This window comes from uncultured Gemella sp. (assembly GCF_963525165.1).
Lineage (GTDB): Bacteria > Bacillota > Bacilli > Staphylococcales > Gemellaceae > Gemella.
The window spans coordinates 1-17471 of record NZ_CAURJN010000010.1 but is presented as its reverse complement, the minus strand read 5'-3'; the positions used below and the strand labels follow the sequence as shown (position 1 = coordinate 17471).

Here is a 17471-nt window from a genome sequence, read left to right as displayed (position 1 = left end):
AAATGGCACAAATTACAGCTAGTTTGGTAAAAGAATTAAGAGAACGTACTGGTGCTGGTATGATGGACTGTAAAAAAGCACTAACTCAAACAGATGGAAATATCGATGCAGCAATCGATTACCTAAGAGAAAATGGTATCGCTAAAGCAGCTAAAAAAGCTGACAGAATCGCTGCAGAAGGTCTTTCTTACATCGAGGTTAAAGGTAACAAAGCTGTTATCTTAGAAATCAACTCAGAAACTGACTTCGTTGCTAAAAACGAAAAATTCGTTGCTTTAGTAAAAAATGTTGCAGAAGCTATCTTAGCAGCTGAACCAGCAACTTTAGAAGAAGCTCTTCAAGTAGAAGCTCAAGGTGGAACTGTTGAAGCAGTAATTAACGAAGGTATCGCTACAATTGGTGAAAAACTTTCATTAAGAAGATTTGAAGTTGTAACTAAATCTGATGCTGATGCATTTGGTGCATACTCTCACATGGGAGGAAGAATTGGTGTTCTTACTCTTGTTGAAGGAAGCACTGATGAAGAAGCAGCTAAAGATGTTGCAATGCACATCGCTGCTTTAGCTCCTAAATACTTAGATGAAAGCGAAGTACCAGCTGATGTACTTGAGCACGAGAAAAAAGTATTAACTGAGCAAGCATTAAACGAAGGAAAACCTGCTAACATCGTTGAAAAAATGATCGTTGGTAGAATTAACAAATTCCTAGAAGAAATCACAGTTGTTAAACAAAAATTCGTTAAAGACGATAGTTTCACTGTTGAAAAATTCGTAGCATCAAAAGGTGGAAAACTTGCTAAATTCGTACGTTACGAAGTTGGTGAAGGTATCGAGAAAAAAGAAGATAACTTTGCTGAAGAAGTAATGAGCCAAGTTAACGCTAGCAAATAATAATTCTCTATTTAATATATACTATTAAAAGAGGTTAAGCACACACTTCTTGTGTGTGCTTTTTTAAAAAATTGATATAGTAGAAACAATAATGTCTGTAATTTATTAGGAGGATAGAAATGGCTACTAAATATAAAAGAGTTTTATATAAGCTAAGTGGTGAAGCACTAGCAGGTGGAAAAGGATTCGGAATTGATTCTGAAGTTGTTACAAAAATAACTTCTCAAATTGTAGAGGTAGTAAAACAAGGGGTAGAAGTTGCTATCGTTGTTGGTGGAGGAAACATCTGGCGTGGAAAAACTGGTGAAGAGCTAGGGATGGAACGCGCAACAGCTGACTCAATGGGGATGTTAGCTACAGTTATGAACTCATTAGCATTACAAGATTCATTAGAACAAAAAGGTGTAGATACACGTGTTTTAACCTCAGTTGAAATGAAAGCAATGGCTGAACCGTATATTAGAAGACGTGCAATTAGACACTTAGAAAAAGGTCGTGTTGCTATATTTGCAGCTGGAATTGGAAATCCATATTTCTCGACAGATACAACAGCAGCATTACGTGCTAAAGAAATCGGTGCTGAAGCTATTTTAATGGGTAAAAATGAAGTTGATGGTGTTTACTCTGCTGATCCAAAACTTGACAGCACAGCAACTAAATATGATAAGTTATCATACATGGATATTATGAACAAAGGGTTAACAATAATGGATTCTACAGCAATTACATTCTGTATGGATAATCACCTGCCAATTATTGTCTTTTCAATAGATGATGCAGAAAATATTGTTAAAGTTGTTTCTGATTCTAATCTAGGAACAACTATTGAATAAAATATATATTAGGAGTTTACAATTATGCCTGAACAAATAATGAATAATTTAAACGAAAAAATGGAAAAAGCTATAGCTAGCTTACGTCGTGAATTAGCGTCAATTAGAGCTGGTAAAGCAAGTGCAGCTGTTTTAGATAGATTAACAGTGGATTACTACGGAGTTTCAACTCCAATTAACCAAGTAGCAGGGGTATCTGTACCAGAACCAAAAATGCTTGTTATTTCTCCATATGAAAAAACTTTATTAGGAGATATTGAAAAAGCTATTCAAGCATCTGACTTAGGATTAAATCCTTCAAATGATGGATCAGTTATTCGTATCGTATTCCCAGCTTTAACTGAGGAACGTCGTAAAGAACTTGCTAAATTAGTAGGTAAAGAATCTGAAGGTGCCAAAGTTGCTGTACGTAATGTTCGTCGTGATGCAATGGATGCAATGAAAAAATTAGAAAAAGCTTCTCAAATTACTGAGGATGATTTAAAAGGATATTCTGATGATATTCAAAAAGTAACTGATAAATTCGTTGCTGAAATCGATAAAGTTACTAAAGAAAAACAAGATGAGTTAATGAGTGTATAATAATATGGAAATGACAGAAGTTATTGCTAGAATTAATTCACTTAACGCTACAAAAAAAGAGCGTGAATTAACGGCTGAAGAATCAGAAGAATTAGCTAAATATAGACAATTATATTTACAAAATTTTAAAGCTAATATGAGAAACATATTAGATAATACAAGAGTAATTAATGAAAACGGAGAAGATATAACTCCTAAGAAGAAAGGAAATTAACAATGAGTGCAACTGCAGTTACAATTTTAGTTGGAGCAATTTGTTTACTTGTCGGTGTTGTAGGAGGTTTCTACCTAGCAAGACGTAATTTCATGAACTACATGGAAAAAAATCCTCAAATTAACGAAGATATGGTTATGAGTATGATGAGTCAAATGGGACAAAAACCATCTCGTAAAAAAATCAATCAAGTTATGAGCAACATGCAAAAAGCGCAAAAACAAGCTCAAAAACAAATGAAAAAATAATAAGAAGAAAACAGATGTGTAATGATACGCATCTGTTTTTCTTTAGTTATTGTATAAACTCTGTTTCTATTGATGATTGAATTTCTAAAGTGTTTCCTGTGACAGGATGTGGAAAAACTACTTTTAAAGCACCTAGATACATTTTAGTGTATTTATAACCATCTTTCGAATATAATTTATCCCCAATTATTGGAACTCCTATAGAAGCTAAATGCACTCTTATTTGATGAGTTCTACCTGTTTCAAGTGAAAGAAGAACTGCAAATCTATTTTGATCTAATTTACTGCATTCAAGTATGTTAGTAATAGCATTCTTCCCATTTCTTGTTACCGCCATTTTGTTTTTTTCTTTACTGTCTCTTCCTATATTAGTATTAATCGTTTGTGGTTTAATATTATTTTTTATTAGTGCTGTATAGTAGCGTTTAATTGCTCTTTGTTCAAGCATTTGGTCTAGTTTGGCTTTGATTAGAGGAGTTTTTGCTAGAATCACTAAACCGCAAGTATCTATATCAAGTCTGTGAATAGGTTCTAGATAGTTATAATCCGCTATTAAATAGTTAACTAACGTATCATTTTCAACTTCTATATCATTTGGATGAGTTTTAATACCGAATGGTTTTGATACAACAAGAATATAATCATCCTCGTATTCTTTATTTATTGTAGCGGCTGTGTTTGATAAGTACTTAGATATTGCTAAATCTATATTTATTTCTAGTGAGTCATTTGTAGATAAACTTGATGTTAAATCCGCTTCTTTTCCATTAATTTTAATTGTTTGTTTATCATGATGACTTTGCATTCTAATTGTGTGTATATTCTTTTTTGATACTTTTAAAAATTGACTTAAATAAACCTCAACTGATGGGAAGGTTTGTAGTATTTTAAATTTCATTATGGTACCTTGATTTCTTTCTTATATTAATAGTACCATTATATACTAAAACGTTAAGATAATAAAGAATAATAAGCTTTATTGCAAAAATTTATTATTATTAAAAAGTTGAAAAATAAGATAATTTTAACTTGATTTTAACTTAAAAATATAGTAATATATTACTTGTGATTTAATCATACTAAACAAAGAGTTTAATATAAATAAACTCAAATAACGATAAGTTTACTAATGGTAAACAATAATAACGTTTTGTTAGATAATAATAAACAAAATTAACTAAAAGTTATATATTGTTAAACCAAATGACTTATTAACTATAGAAAGGAGAAGTTATGTATTCTATAGGTGAAAGATTAAAACGACTACGAATTCAAAAAAACCTCACCCAAGAAGAGTTAGGGGAACGTACAGATCTTAGTAAGGGGTATATATCTCAAGTTGAGCGTGATTTAGCGTCACCATCAATGGAAACATTTTTTAATATACTCCAAGTACTTGGATGTGCTCCTAAAGATTTCTTTGATAAGGAGAGTACTAGTCAGAAAGTATATTATTCTTTAGAAGATCAAACTAGTTATGAAGAAACTGATGAAGGATATAAACTTACATGGTTGGTTCCAGAATCAAATGAGAAAGAGATGGAATCACTTATATTGAAACTTGATAAAAATAGTAATTATAAAACATTTGATCCTTCTGAATCAGAAACATTATGTTATGTACTGAAGGGGAAATGTAAATTGAGATTAGGTGACGAGGAGTTTATTGCTTCGACTCATGAAAGTTTTTATTTTTTAGCTACGTCAGAACATAGAATATCTAATCCATTCGATGAAGAATGTGAAGTGTTAATTGTAGCGACTAATTCGTATTTATAAGGAGAAAATAATGGCAAATATTGTTGAATTTAAAAATGTATCAATGTCTTTTGGTAATACACATGTATTAAAAAATATTGATTTAGAAATAGAAAAAGGAAAATTCTATACATTACTAGGACCAAGTGGATGTGGTAAAAGTACAATTTTAAAATTAATTGGTGGATTTTTAAGTCCAACATCAGGTGACGTACTACTTGACGATAAAGTAGTCAATGATCTACCTGCGAATAAGAGACACGTAAATACTGTGTTCCAGGACTATGCATTATTCCCACACATGAATGTATTTGAAAATGTTGCTTTTGGATTAAAAATTAAAAATGAAAAAAAAGAAGTAATTAATAAGAAAGTAAAAAAAGCTCTTAAGCAAGTTAACTTAGCTGGTTTTGAAAGTCGTGATATAAGCGAGATGAGTGGTGGACAAAAACAACGTGTTGCGATAGCTCGTGCAATTGTTAATGAACCTGAAATTATCCTGCTTGATGAATCACTATCAGCGCTTGATTTAAAACTTCGTCAAGAGATGCAATATGAACTTCGTGAACTTCAACAACAAACAGGTATTACGTTTATCTATGTAACTCATGACCAAGAGGAAGCGCTAGCGATGAGTGACTATATCTTCGTAATGAATCACGGGAAAATTGAACAAAGTGGTACACCAACTGATATTTATGATGAGCCGGTAAACCGTTTTGTTGCTGATTTCATTGGTGAATCTAATATTGTTAATGCTGTTATGTTGGATGACTATTTAGTAGAAATCTATGGTAAACAATATGAGTGTGTTGATGCTGGTTTAGATAAAAATAAACGTGTAGAAGTAGTTATTCGTCCAGAAGACTTAGAAATTACAAGTGCAGATAAAGGTAAAATCAGTGTAGTAGTAGATACTCAGTTATTTAGAGGAGTTCACTATGAAATCTGTTGTTTAGATGATCAATATAATGAATGGATTGTTCACTCAACAAAACAGGCAAAACCAGGTGCTGCAGTAAGTCTAAACTTTGATCCTGAAGCAATACATATCATGGTGCCTGGAGAAACTGAAGAAGAATTTGATGCCCGTCTTGAATCATATGAAGAGGAGGAATAAAGAATGTTCAATAAAAAAACACGCTCATTTTTTATGATTCCTTATGTAATGTGGATGTTACTTTTTGTAGTATTTCCAATATTACTAATAGTATATTATTCATTTAGAGATATCGATGGAAATTTTACATTCGAGAATTATAAGATATTCTTTAGTAGCACATATGTATTAATGACATTGTATAGTTTCTGGTATGCTTTTCTAATTACTCTTATATGTTTGGTAATTAGTTATCCATTAGCATTTGCTATTAATAAAAGTAAATATAAAGAACTGTTACTTCTATTAATTATCTTACCAACATGGATTAATATCTTATTAAAAACTTATGCATTTTTAGGATTATTTGGTGAATATGGAACAATTAATAGTTTCTTAGAGTATATTGGTATAGGTTCTCAAAGTCTACTATTTAATTCATTTAGTTTTATTTTTGTATCAAGTTATATATTTTTACCATTTATGTTATTACCTATTTATAACTCGGTATCTGGTATGAATAAAAACTTAATAGAAGCATCATATGATTTAGGTGCAGACTTTAAAACTACGTTCTTAAAAATTATTTTACCATTAAGTATTAACGGTGTTAAAACTGGTATTCAGGTAACATTTATCCCAGCTCTATCATTATTCATGATTACACGACTTGTTGCTGGGAATAAAATTATCAACTTAGGTACAGCTATTGAAGAGCATTTCTTAGTTACACAAAACTGGGGAGTAGGTTCAACAATCGCAGTATTCTTAATAGTAGTAATGGGAATCATAATGGTTCTTACAAATACTAAAGACAAAACTAATTTTGGAGGTAGAAAATAATGAAATTAACTTCAAAAATATATTTAGGGGTTATCTTTGCAATATTATACATACCTCTAATTTACCTGGCATACTACTCGTTTAACTCAGGTAAGACAATGATTGATTTCGAAGGTTTTTCTTGGAAACATTATGTAGATTTATTTGAAAATACGCGTATGATGGTTATTGTAATTAACACGATAGTAGTTGCACTGCTTTGCGGATTATTCTCTGCTATTTTTGGAACACTGGGAGCATTAGGAATATATTCTTTAAAATCTAACAAACAGAAAAATTCTTTCTTAGTAGGAAATAATATTCTAATTGTAAGTCCTGACGTTATTATCGGATGTTCATTCTTATTAATGTTTACATTTATTTCTAAGTACACAGGATTAGATACTATTCAAGGTTTCTGGTCAGTGTTACTATCTCATATTGCATTTAGTATTCCAATTGTTGTATTAATGGTATTACCTAAACTATATGAGATGCCAAGAAGTATGGTTGATGCAGCAATAGATCTCGGAGCAACTTTCCCACAAGTATTGAGTAAAATTGTAATTCCTTATATTACTCCAGGGATTTGGGCAGGATTCTTTATGGGATTAACTTATTCATTAGATGATTTTGCGGTGACGTTCTTTGTTACAGGTAATGGATTCCAAACACTTTCTGTTGAAATTTACTCAATGGCACGACAAGGAATTAACTTACAAATTAATGCATTATCTACAGTTTTAACTATCTTTGTTGTTGTAGCGGTTCTAATTTATTATGTAATCAATACTAGTAAATTAAAAAGGGAGGTAAGATAATATGAAAAAATTACTTATTTCAGCAATTTCAATATTAGTTATTTGTTTAGGATTATTATATAGTCGTAATTATATAAATAGTTCAAATAGTGGAGATAAACAAACTTTAACAATTTTCAACTGGGGTGAATATATTGATCCAGATTTAATTAAGAAGTTTGAGGAAGAAACTGGAATTTCAGTAGTGTACGAAACATTTGACTCTAACGAAGCAATGTTAACAAAAATTCAATCAGGATCTACACCGTATGATATAGTTATTCCATCTGACTATATGATTAAAAAGATGAAAAAGCTAAATCTACTAAAAAAATTAGATCACAGTAAAATTGAAGGATTTGATAATATTGAAGAACAATTTAGAGATAAAAGTTTTGATCCAAATAATGAATATTCAATTCCTTATTTCTGGGGAACTCTAGGAATACTTTATGATAAAACTAAAGTTCCTGAAGATCTTAAATTTGAAAAATGGAATGACCTTTGGGATGCACGTTTAGAAAATAATATATTATTAATTGACGGTGCACGTGAAATGATGGGAATTGCTCTTCAATCAGAAGGAAATTCTGTAAATGATACTAATGAGGTAAACCTAAACCTAGCAGAAAGAAAATTAGAGTTACTTCATCCAAATATTAAAGCAATTAACTCTGATGAGAAGAAAATGCTTATGATTAACAATGAAGCATGGGTATCAGTAGTATTCTCGGGAGATGCAAAATCAATCATGGAAGAAAATGAAAATATGGTTTATGCATTACCTAAAGAAGGAACTAACCTATGGTTTGATAATATAGTAATTCCAAAAACTTCTAAAAATGAAGAGGCTGCATATAAATTTATTAACTTTATGTTAAAACCAGAAAATGCAGCGAAAAACTCTGAATTTATTGGATATGCAACTCCTAATGGTAAAGCTAAAGAATTGTTATCAGAAGAAACAACAAGTGATGAACAATTCTATCCAGATTTAGAAAGTTTTGGGAATAGAGCAGAAGTGTATGAAGACTTAGATCCTAAAATGATTCAATTCTATAACGATCTATTCTTGAAATTCAAAATTAACAATAGAAAATAAAATAAAACGAGATTATCGAATTTTGATAATCTCGTTTTAATATTAAAAGCCGCTTACTTTTAATTCTTCAGTTTTGAATGTAACATTTTTTTCTGAACCAATATACATAGCTTTAAATTTCCATGTTGAATTTGGTTTTAAATCGTTGACATTAGCTAGTGCATCACCAACTTTGTTACCATTAGCATCATACGCAGGAATAGTAATTTGAACATATGATTTCTCTTTATCAGTATTGTTCTTTAATACTTCTGTAACATAGCTAGAAAATGAATCTTTTTCGATATTAATTTCAGAAACTTCATATTTTGCTTTCTGTGTTTCTTGAGTAGAATTTTTAACTTCTACATCTTTTTTCTTGTTACCAGTTGTTTGCTGAATAATTAATATAAGTACAATTGCAGCTAAAACTATAAACCAAATTCTTTTATAGATGGTTTTTTTTTTGAATATATACATTCCCATCTTGATCTGTAATTTTTTTTGACATAATAACTCCTCCATAAAATTTTTATACTAATATATTATATATATATAGTCAAGGAAAAACACAGTTCAACAGTAATTTTTTATGGAATTTATAGGATAGATATCCATCTCCTTACTGGATAGAAAAATCAGTAAGGAGAGTTATTTTTGAGTAAGTTTTGATCATTGTTATTTTGTTATTATATAATAAAATTGAAATATATTTTATCTAATTGAAGTGCAAAAAGGGGTGTGCTACTATAAAAATAAGTACAGTTATTTTGCTGATGTTACCATGTGAAATCTTAATTTTTTTGTCTATCCTTTTACCTAGTGAATATATAGACTATGCAATAGCTTTTGTAATGTTTTATATTGCAGGGATATTATTTGTTATAGCCAAGTATATTTTAAGAGGGGATAATGCTCATTTAATTAGTGGTATCAGTATAAGTTATGAAGAAGCGAAATTACCAGAAAATATTGAAAAGTATACTAAGGATAGTAAAAGAACTGGGAGAATATTACAGATAGTGAGTATAATTTGTTTGTGCTGTAGGAGTATATTTAATTATTACTTAGTTGTTTATAAAAGGTAGTGACGAAAAAATCATAAATCTTTAAAAAATAGATTTTTTCGAAATTACGATTTTGAATCAATTACATTTTTAAAAAAAGAGTGAGTAATATACTATTAGATTAATGTAGGAAATTCCATTGTTTTTTACTATAAGTAATGCTGAAATTATGATATAATAAATAGGTTAAAATAATTTAGGAGGTTTGTATGTTTCAAGCATTATATAGGAAATATCGACCGCAGACATTTAATGATATAGTGGGTCAAAATCATATAGTTTCTGTCTTGAAAAATGCGATTGATAAAGATCAAATTAGTCACGCCTATTTATTTTATGGATCAAGAGGAACTGGTAAGACTTCAATAGCCAAAATATTCGCTAACGAAGTAAATAATAATGAAGTATATCAAAAAGAAAATGTTGATATTATAGAGATAGATGCTGCTAGTAACAATGGTGTTGATGAAGTTCGTGATATAAAAGAAGCTATTAAATTTTTACCTACAGAGGGGAAATACAAAGTATATATCATAGATGAAGTACACATGCTGACTACTGCTGCGTTTAATGCGTTATTAAAAACGTTAGAAGAACCACCGGCACATGTAATATTTATACTTGCCACTACAGAAATTCATAAAATACCTGCAACTATTTTATCAAGATGCCAAAGATTTGAATTTAAGAATTTATCTCAAGAACAACTGATAGACAGGTTAAAATATATTGCAAAAGAAGAAAGTTTAGTTATAGAAGAAGCGGCGATCGAAAAAATTGCTACGCTTGCTAAAGGCGGTTTGAGAGATGCTATTAGCATATTAGACCAAGTATCTAATTATTCTGAAGAGATAACGTTAAATCATATACTAGAAGTTACTTCATCAATAAGTGAAGATGATATACTAGAATTTTATAGAGATTTATTAAACCGTGATGTGGCAAAATCTCTATTAAAATATAATGAATTTGTAGCTCAAGCAAAAGATACAAAGTTATTGCTGAATGATTTAATAAATGTTACTAGAGACATTATAGTATATAAAAATTTAAAAAATACTAATCATACTGCATATAATGTCGAAAAAATAGCATCAGAGATAGAGCGTGTTAGCTTTGACTACTTCTATAAAATAATAGAGTATTTATCACAAACAGAACAATTTATTAGATTCTCTACGGAATATATGAGTTATATGCAAATTTGTATTGTGAAAATTTGTTCTAAAGAAGCTAATACTATTGAAGCTAACATAAGTACTAGTGCAGATAGTTCAGTATCAAATGTAAGAACTATTGACTTAGAAAATAGAGTTAAAATATTAGAAGATAAATTGTTCCAACTAAGAACAGAAATAAATAATATAGGTGAAGTTTCACAGAATAGTAATATTCAACTTAATATACAAAGTAAAATAAATAATAACGTTGATGAGAAACAGCAAGAACAATTAGTTTGGGATAGTACTCCAAAAGAAGAAATTAAAGAAGTAATAATTAAAGATAAAGATAAAATACTTAATCTTATGAAGGAATCAAGTACTAATCTTACAGAATATGCATCAAACGTTTTTATTAGGATAATCAATGAGAGTTTAAATACCAATAATTCAGAAGTAGCGACGATGCGCGAATTATTTAAATCTTGTAAACTAATAGCTTCTTCAAAAGAAGGTGGTTTACTAGTATTTAATGAAGTAGATAATATGGTAAAAATGGCACCAAATTCCAAATATAAAAAATATTTAGAGAGTCTCTTTAAGAGATTTATAGGTGTTGATTATACTTTATATACTTTACAAGATCATCAATATGAATTTTTGGAAGATGAACTGAAAAATCCAGTGAAGGAAATTGCCGAAGAAAATTGTGAAGGTGAAGAACTGAAGCTTACAAAAATAGATGAACTATTTGGAGACATAATTGTAGAAACAGCTGATTAGAAATAACGTGAAAAAGATATTGAAAGATATTGAAAGAAATTGAAATAAATTTCAAATTATTGACAAGTTGTAAAATTTTAAATAGAATTATAATATAATTAGACATTAGGAGGAAATATTATGCGCGGAATGGGAAATATGCAACAAATGATGAGAAAAATGCAAAAAATGCAAAAAGACATGCTAGAAGCTCAAGAAGGATTAAAAGATCAAACAGTTGAAGGTACTGTATCAGGTGGTATGGTTACAGCTATTGCTAATGGTGATGGTAAAATTTTAGATATTAAAATTAAAGAAGAAGTAGTTGATCCAGAAGATATTGAAATGCTTCAAGATTTAGTGTTAACTGCAGTTAACGATGCTTTAGAAAAATCAACTAAACTAAAAGAAGAAACATTAGGTAAATTTACAAACGGATTAAGTATCCCAGGTCTATAAGATGCAATATCCAAAACCAATTTTAGATTTAATAGAAAGTTATTCTTTATTACCAGGAATAGGGAAGAAGACAGCTGTAAGATTGGCATTTCACACTTTAAAAATGCATGATAATGATATTAAAAACTTTGCAGACAGTTTAGTAAATCTTAAAGAAAAACTTACTAATTGCGAAGTGTGTGGAAGACTTAGTGAAGAGCATATATGTGATATTTGTTCAGATAATGGACGTGATAAATCGACTATTTGTGTAGTAGCTAATGACAATGACTTAGTTGCAATGGAAAATATGCAACAATATAGGGGAGTGTATCATGTGCTTGATGGATTGATTTCTCCAATGGATGGAATCGGTCCGTTAGATATTAACATAAAATCCCTTTTTGAACGAGCACAAGATGAAACAGTAAAAGAGATAATACTTGCCACAAATTCATCTCCTGAAGGTGAAGGAACAGCAAGTTTTATTTCGAGATATTTAAAAAATACAGATATAAGAGTTACTAGAATAGCTCAGGGTATTTCTTTCGGAAGTGATATCGAATATGTGGATGAGGTTACCTTATCAAGAGCTATATCTGGTAGAATAGAATTATAATTTAGGAGGACATTTATGTCACAAAAATCAGTTAACGCGATAAAAGTTTTAGGTGTTGATGCGATTAATAAAGCAAAATCAGGACACCCTGGAGTAGTAATGGGTGCTGCACCTATGGCTTATTCTTTATTTACTAAACATTTAAGAGTAAATCCTAAGAAAACAGATTGGATAAACAGAGATAGATTCGTATTATCAGCAGGACACGGATCAATGTTATTATACTCTCTATTACACTTATCAGGATTTGAAGATGTATCTTTAGAAGAAGTTAAAAACTTCCGTCAATGGGGATCTAAAACACCAGGTCACCCTGAGTTTGGTCACACTAAAGGTATCGATGCTACAACAGGGCCTCTTGGTCAAGGTATCTCTACAGCAGTTGGTATGGCTTTAGCAGAAAGATACTTAGCTGCTAAATATAATAAAGAAGGATATGATCTATTTGACCACTATACTTATGTTATTTGTGGTGATGGAGATATCATGGAAGGTGTTGCTTCTGAAGCATCAAGTTTTGCAGCGGTGCAAAAATTAAATAAACTTGTAGTATTATATGATTCAAATGATATTTGTTTAGATGGTGAAACTAAAGATGCATTCTCGGAAAATGTTCGTGCTAGATATGAAGCATATGGATGGAATACAATTCTAGTTGAAGATGGTGCAAATGTTGAAGCGGTTAATGCTGCAATTGAACAAGCTAAAAAATCTGACAAACCAACATTAATCGAAGTTAAAACTATTATCGGAGCTGGTTCTCCTAATAGACAAGGAACAAATGGTGTTCACGGAGCTCCATTAGGTGATGAAGAGACTGCATTATTCAGAAAAGAAATCGGTTGGGAGAATGAACCATTCGACATTCCTGCAGATGTATATGCTGATTTCAAAGCTAATGTAGCAGACCGTGGAGAAAATGAATATGCTAAATGGGAAAAATTATATGCAAATTATAAAGTTAAATTCCCTGAGTTAGCAAAAGAGTTAGAAGAAGCTCTTACACGAGAAGATATTAAACGTTTATCAAAAGAAAGCTTTAGTTTTAAAAATGTAGGAGAAGCTCAAGCAACTCGTAATTCATCACAAGATGCACTTAACAGTGTTGCAGCAGTATTACCAACGTTCTTTGGAGGTTCAGCTGACCTTTCACACTCTAATATGACATTTATTAAAGGTGATAACTTACAAGATGATGCGCACAGAACAGAACGTAATGTTCAATTTGGTGTTCGTGAATTTGCAATGGCTACTGTATTAAACGGATTGATGTTACACGGTGGTGTACGTGTATTCGGTGGTACTTTCTTCGTATTCTCAGACTATCTAAAAGGTGCGTTAAGACTATCAGCACTACAAAATCTACCGGTAACATATGTATTCACTCACGATAGTATTGCAGTAGGTGAAGATGGTCCAACACATGAACCAATCGAGCACTTAGCATCATTAAGAACAATACCAAATACTTACGTATTCAGACCAGCTGATGCGACTGAAACGCAAGCTGCTTGGTACTTATCACAAAAAACTAACGATAGACCAACTTCAATCGTTCTAACTCGCCAAAACTTACCAATTTTAGAAAATTCTTCATTTGAAAAAGTTGCAAGAGGTGCTTATGTAGTTTATGAAACAGCGGCAGACTTTGATACTATTTTAATCGCAACAGGTTCAGAAGTAGCATTAGCAATTGATGTAGCACGTAAACTAGAAAAAGATGGTTCTAAAGTACGTGTAGTAAGTATGCCATCTGTAGAATTATTTGAAGAGCAATCTAAAGAATACAAAGAGGAATTACTACCATTAAATATCCGTCGTCGTGTATCATTAGAAATGGGTAACAGTGCTCTTTGGTACAAATATGTTGGTTTAGATGGATTAGCTATCGGAATTGATAAATTTGGAGCATCTGCACCTGCTAATAAAGTAATCGAAGAATACGGATTTACAGTTGAAGCAGTTATAGAGAAAATTAAAAATGAGCTATAGAGAAATTCGTCCAGGCGATATTATAAAGGTTAAAGTAACAGCAGTAAAACCATATGGTGCCTTTATAGAAACACGAGATAAAATGGTAGGATTAATTCATATTTCTGAGATTACTAATTGTTTTATTTTTGATATAAGTAGTTATATTAAACAAGATGAAATTTTAGAAGTTAAAGTATTATCAATAAAAGATAATAAAATTAATGCAACATTAAACTTTAAACAAAAAAAAGATATGGATAAAAAAGAAATTAATAGTTTAGATACTTTGAATTTTCAGTATGGTTTCGATACGCTTAAACAAAATATGAAGCTTTGGCAAAAGAAAGCCATGTTTGAAATGAGAAATTCTAAGTAAAAAACTATTGACAAATGTAACTTAACTGGTTATAATAACATACATATACAATGAAGTATAGGAATTAAAAGTTAACGATATTATTCAACAGAGAGAATCTAGTGGTGAAAAGGATTCATAATATAACTTTTATGCTACCTAATTAGTGCTTCATCGGCATTTAAGCCGTTATAAAAACTAATGAGGAGTACATAGTACTTAAATTAGGGTGGTAACACGATTATGATCGTCCCTTGTGTAAACTTATTTACACAAGGGATTTTTATTTTATTTTTTGTTAGCTTGAAAGGAGAAATAATAATGAAACAACTAACATCAACACAAATTAGAAGAATGTATTTAGATTTCTTCGTAGAAAAAGGACACAAGATCGAACCAAGTGCATCTTTAGTGCCAATTGACGATCCATCTTTACTTTGGATTAACTCAGGAGTAGCAACATTGAAAAAATATTTCGATGGAAGAGAAATCCCAGAAAATCCAAGAATTACTAACTCACAAAAATCAATAAGAACTAATGATATTGAAAATGTTGGGAAAACAGCTCGTCACCATACATTCTTTGAGATGTTAGGTAACTTTTCAATTGGAGACTATTTTAAAAATGAAGCAGTACCATGGGCTTGGGAGTTTTTAACTTCAGAAAAATGGTTAGGGCTTGAAAAAGAGAAGCTATCGGTAACTATTCACCCAGAAGATACTGAAGCATATGATTTATGGAAAAATGTAATTGGTCTACCAGAAGAAAGAATTATTCGTATTGAAGGTAACTTCTGGGATATCGGTGAAGGACCATCAGGACCAAATACTGAGATTTTCTACGATCGTGGAGAAGAAGCTGATACATGGTCACCTAAAGAAGAAATGTATCCTGGTGGGGAAAACGATAGATACCTTGAAGTTTGGAATGTTGTATTTAGTCAATACAATCACAATGCAGATGGGACTTACTCAGAACTTCCAGCGAAAAACATAGATACTGGTATGGGATTAGAAAGAATAGTATCAGTATTACAAGATGTACCAACAAACTTTGACACAGACTTATTCATTCCAATTATTAGAGAGATTGAGACACTTTCAGGTGCTAAATATGGTGTAAGCACTGAGCAAGATGTTGCATTTAAAGTTATAGCTGACCATATTAGAACTGTAGTATTTGCAATAGCAGATGGTGCTTTACCGTCGAATGAAGGGCGTGGATATATCTTAAGAAGATTATTACGTCGTGCTGTAAGATTTGCTAAAGTTTTAGGATTAAATAACTCATTTATGTATAAACTAACTGATGTAGTTGCAGAGATAATGGTAGATTACTATCCAAATGTAAAAGAAAGTGCAAGCTTTGTAAAAGACGTTATCTTGAAAGAAGAAGATAGATTCCATGAAACACTTCACGAAGGTGAAACAATCTTAAATAATATTGCTAAAGAAGTTAAAAATACTACAAAAGTAATCTCAGGTAAAGATGCTTTCAAACTTTATGATACATTTGGTTTCCCAATTGAGTTAACAGAAGAATATGCTGAAGAATTAGGATTAACTGTAGATATCGATGGTTTCAATGAAGAAATGAAAAAACAAAAAGAGCGTGCTCGTTCTTCACGTCAAGACGACTCTTCAATGCAAGTACAATCTGATTTATACAACAGAATAGCTGGAGATAGCGAATTTACAGGATACACTAATCTTTCAGATGAAGGTAAAGTACTAGCAATAGTTGATAAAGAAGACAATCTGTTAGAAAACTATAAAGGAAATGAGATTGTAAAAGTAGTATTTGATAAAACACCATTCTACGCTGAAAGTGGAGGTCAAGTTGCTGATAAAGGGTTAGTAACAGCAGAAGGATTCAAAGCTGAAGTAGTTGATGTTAAGAAACTTCCAGACAAACGTCACATTCACTTTGTTAAAGTAGTAGATGGTGAATTAGTAGTTGGAAAAGAATACAAACTAGAAGTTGATAGAACTTATAGATTAAATGTCGAGAAAAACCATACTGCAACTCACTTATTAAATGAAGCACTTCGTCATGAAGTTGGATCTCACATTAAACAAGCTGGATCTTTAGTAACTGATGAAAAATTACGATTCGATATTACTCACTTCGCTCCACTTACAAAAGAAGAAATTGAAAAAGTTGAGCAAGAAGTAAACAAACAAATTTGGAATGCGTTAGAAATAAAAACAGAAGAGATGCCAATCGCAGAAGCTAGAAAACTAGGTGCTCAAGCATTATTCGGTGAAAAATACGGAGATATTGTACGTGTTGTTTCTATCGGAGACTACTCTATCGAACTATGTGGAGGAACTCACAATGCTAACAGTGCTGAAGTAGGTATCTTCAAGATTGTTTCTGAGTCAGGTGTTGCTGCAGGGGTTCGTAGAATTGAAGCCCTAACAGGAAAAGCCGCGTATGAATACCTAAGAGAGCAAGAAGAAACTCTACGCTCTGTTGAAAAATTAACAAAAGCTAATGCTTCAAATGTAGTAGAAAAAGTTTCTGCATTACAAGCTGATATTAAGAAACTATCTAAAGAAAAAGAAAGTTTACAACAAAAAATTGCTAATGCTGAATTAAATAACTTAGTAAATAACATTAAAGAAGTTAATGGAGTTAACGTATTAACAAGTGTTGTTGAATCTGAAAATATGAATCACTTAAAACAACTTGTTGATAACGCTAAGTCTAAATTAGAAAACTATGTTATTGCCTTTGCTTCAGTAAATGAAGATAAAGTAAACTTC

Annotated in this window: 19 protein-coding genes; 17 read left to right on the top strand and 2 right to left on the bottom strand. The window is 30.9% G+C overall.

The genetic code is table 11. From position 1 onward, the window contains the following. The first annotated feature begins 2 nt into the window (after nt 1-2). The 5 genes from tsf (at nt 3) to RWQ74_RS03230 (ending at nt 2767) form a co-directional block, all read left to right on the top strand. Nucleotides 3-890 carry a translation elongation factor Ts gene (tsf, locus tag RWQ74_RS03250; protein WP_314161048.1) on the top strand — a complete coding sequence of 296 codons (888 nt, stop codon included), beginning with the start codon at nt 3-5 and terminating at the stop codon, nt 888-890. Between the two features lie 119 nt (nt 891-1009). After that, nucleotides 1010-1723, top strand: a complete 714-nt coding sequence (pyrH, locus tag RWQ74_RS03245; RefSeq protein ID WP_314396757.1) for a UMP kinase — start codon at nt 1010-1012, stop codon at nt 1721-1723. Between the two features lie 24 nt (nt 1724-1747). Continuing rightward, nucleotides 1748-2305: a ribosome recycling factor gene (frr, locus tag RWQ74_RS03240; RefSeq protein WP_314396755.1), complete on the top strand. Its 558-nt coding sequence runs from the start codon at nt 1748-1750 to the stop codon at nt 2303-2305. 10 nt (nt 2306-2315) lie between these two features. Further along, the gene (locus RWQ74_RS03235; RefSeq protein ID WP_314396753.1) at nt 2316-2519 is read left to right on the top strand and encodes a DUF896 domain-containing protein; all 204 of its coding nucleotides are present in this window, start codon (nt 2316-2318) and stop codon (nt 2517-2519) included. A gap of 2 nt (nt 2520-2521) precedes the next feature. Then, nucleotides 2522-2767, top strand: coding sequence for a YneF family protein (locus tag RWQ74_RS03230; RefSeq protein ID WP_294682792.1), 246 nt, complete (start codon nt 2522-2524; stop codon nt 2765-2767). 46 nt (nt 2768-2813) lie between these two features. Here RWQ74_RS03230 and RWQ74_RS03225 read toward each other — a convergent pair whose 3' ends face one another. Next, complete coding sequence (locus RWQ74_RS03225) at nt 2814-3665, bottom strand: RluA family pseudouridine synthase (RefSeq protein ID WP_314396751.1); 852 nt, start codon at nt 3663-3665, stop codon at nt 2814-2816. A gap of 335 nt (nt 3666-4000) precedes the next feature. Here RWQ74_RS03225 and RWQ74_RS03220 point away from each other — a divergent pair, with 335 nt between their 5' ends. The 5 genes from RWQ74_RS03220 to RWQ74_RS03200 are packed head-to-tail and all read left to right on the top strand — an operon-like array spanning nt 4001 to nt 8348. Continuing rightward, nucleotides 4001-4546 (top strand): helix-turn-helix domain-containing protein, encoded by a 546-nt coding sequence (locus RWQ74_RS03220; protein WP_294682788.1) that lies wholly within the window; start codon nt 4001-4003, stop codon nt 4544-4546. A 10-nt stretch (nt 4547-4556) separates the two neighbouring features. Next, nucleotides 4557-5645 (top strand): ABC transporter ATP-binding protein, encoded by a 1089-nt coding sequence (locus RWQ74_RS03215; protein WP_314396748.1) that lies wholly within the window; start codon nt 4557-4559, stop codon nt 5643-5645. A gap of 3 nt (nt 5646-5648) precedes the next feature. Further along, the gene (locus tag RWQ74_RS03210; protein ID WP_314396746.1) at nt 5649-6467 is read left to right on the top strand and encodes an ABC transporter permease; all 819 of its coding nucleotides are present in this window, start codon (nt 5649-5651) and stop codon (nt 6465-6467) included. Continuing rightward, on the top strand, nt 6467-7267 hold the full coding sequence (locus RWQ74_RS03205; RefSeq protein ID WP_314396745.1) for an ABC transporter permease: 801 nt from the start codon (nt 6467-6469) through the stop codon (nt 7265-7267). Before RWQ74_RS03210 ends, RWQ74_RS03205 begins: the two co-directional genes overlap by 1 nt. A gap of 1 nt (nt 7268) precedes the next feature. Next, the gene (locus RWQ74_RS03200; RefSeq protein WP_314396743.1) at nt 7269-8348 is read left to right on the top strand and encodes a spermidine/putrescine ABC transporter substrate-binding protein; all 1080 of its coding nucleotides are present in this window, start codon (nt 7269-7271) and stop codon (nt 8346-8348) included. A gap of 42 nt (nt 8349-8390) precedes the next feature. On the opposite strand, the gene RWQ74_RS03195 is transcribed toward RWQ74_RS03200, so the two are convergent. Next, on the bottom strand, nt 8391-8813 hold the full coding sequence (locus RWQ74_RS03195; protein WP_314396740.1) for an FxLYD domain-containing protein: 423 nt from the start codon (nt 8811-8813) through the stop codon (nt 8391-8393). A gap of 317 nt (nt 8814-9130) precedes the next feature. Here RWQ74_RS03195 and RWQ74_RS03190 point away from each other — a divergent pair, with 317 nt between their 5' ends. The 7 genes from RWQ74_RS03190 to alaS all read left to right on the top strand — a co-directional run. Further along, a complete protein-coding gene (locus tag RWQ74_RS03190) occupies nt 9131-9415 on the top strand; it encodes a hypothetical protein (RefSeq protein ID WP_314396738.1) in 285 nt (94 codons plus the stop codon). A 188-nt stretch (nt 9416-9603) separates the two neighbouring features. After that, entirely contained in the window at nt 9604-11337 is a 1734-nt protein-coding gene (gene dnaX / locus RWQ74_RS03185) for a DNA polymerase III subunit gamma/tau (protein WP_314396737.1), read from the top strand. 120 nt (nt 11338-11457) lie between these two features. Next, entirely contained in the window at nt 11458-11775 is a 318-nt protein-coding gene (locus tag RWQ74_RS03180; protein WP_003144870.1) for a YbaB/EbfC family nucleoid-associated protein, read from the top strand. A gap of 1 nt (nt 11776) precedes the next feature. Then, a complete protein-coding gene (gene recR, locus RWQ74_RS03175; protein WP_314396734.1) occupies nt 11777-12373 on the top strand; it encodes a recombination mediator RecR in 597 nt (198 codons plus the stop codon). Nucleotides 12374-12388: 15 nt separating this feature from the next. After that, on the top strand, nt 12389-14365 hold the full coding sequence (gene tkt, locus RWQ74_RS03170) for a transketolase (RefSeq protein ID WP_314396732.1): 1977 nt from the start codon (nt 12389-12391) through the stop codon (nt 14363-14365). After that, complete coding sequence (locus RWQ74_RS03165; protein WP_314396730.1) at nt 14355-14723, top strand: S1 RNA-binding domain-containing protein; 369 nt, start codon at nt 14355-14357, stop codon at nt 14721-14723. The genes tkt and RWQ74_RS03165 overlap by 11 nt, the downstream gene beginning before the upstream one ends. 300 nt (nt 14724-15023) lie before the next feature. Then, nucleotides 15024-17471, top strand: a 2448-nt coding sequence (gene alaS / locus RWQ74_RS03160; protein WP_314396728.1) for an alanine--tRNA ligase, incomplete at its 3' end; no start/stop codon positions are given.

Coding starts and splice junctions, on each gene's coding strand:
- tsf (WP_314161048.1), top strand. CDS start 3: ATGGCACAAATTACAGCTAGTTTGGTAAAAGAATTAAGAGAACGTACT.
- pyrH (WP_314396757.1), top strand. CDS start 1,010: ATGGCTACTAAATATAAAAGAGTTTTATATAAGCTAAGTGGTGAAGCA.
- frr (WP_314396755.1), top strand. CDS start 1,748: ATGCCTGAACAAATAATGAATAATTTAAACGAAAAAATGGAAAAAGCT.
- RWQ74_RS03235 (WP_314396753.1), top strand. CDS start 2,316: ATGACAGAAGTTATTGCTAGAATTAATTCACTTAACGCTACAAAAAAA.
- RWQ74_RS03230 (WP_294682792.1), top strand. CDS start 2,522: ATGAGTGCAACTGCAGTTACAATTTTAGTTGGAGCAATTTGTTTACTT.
- RWQ74_RS03225 (WP_314396751.1), bottom strand. CDS start 3,665: ATGAAATTTAAAATACTACAAACCTTCCCATCAGTTGAGGTTTATTTA.
- RWQ74_RS03220 (WP_294682788.1), top strand. CDS start 4,001: ATGTATTCTATAGGTGAAAGATTAAAACGACTACGAATTCAAAAAAAC.
- RWQ74_RS03215 (WP_314396748.1), top strand. CDS start 4,557: ATGGCAAATATTGTTGAATTTAAAAATGTATCAATGTCTTTTGGTAAT.
- RWQ74_RS03210 (WP_314396746.1), top strand. CDS start 5,649: ATGTTCAATAAAAAAACACGCTCATTTTTTATGATTCCTTATGTAATG.
- RWQ74_RS03205 (WP_314396745.1), top strand. CDS start 6,467: ATGAAATTAACTTCAAAAATATATTTAGGGGTTATCTTTGCAATATTA.
- RWQ74_RS03200 (WP_314396743.1), top strand. CDS start 7,269: ATGAAAAAATTACTTATTTCAGCAATTTCAATATTAGTTATTTGTTTA.
- RWQ74_RS03195 (WP_314396740.1), bottom strand. CDS start 8,813: ATGGGAATGTATATATTCAAAAAAAAAACCATCTATAAAAGAATTTGG.
- dnaX (WP_314396737.1), top strand. CDS start 9,604: ATGTTTCAAGCATTATATAGGAAATATCGACCGCAGACATTTAATGAT.
- RWQ74_RS03180 (WP_003144870.1), top strand. CDS start 11,458: ATGCGCGGAATGGGAAATATGCAACAAATGATGAGAAAAATGCAAAAA.
- recR (WP_314396734.1), top strand. CDS start 11,777: ATGCAATATCCAAAACCAATTTTAGATTTAATAGAAAGTTATTCTTTA.
- tkt (WP_314396732.1), top strand. CDS start 12,389: ATGTCACAAAAATCAGTTAACGCGATAAAAGTTTTAGGTGTTGATGCG.
- RWQ74_RS03165 (WP_314396730.1), top strand. CDS start 14,355: ATGAGCTATAGAGAAATTCGTCCAGGCGATATTATAAAGGTTAAAGTA.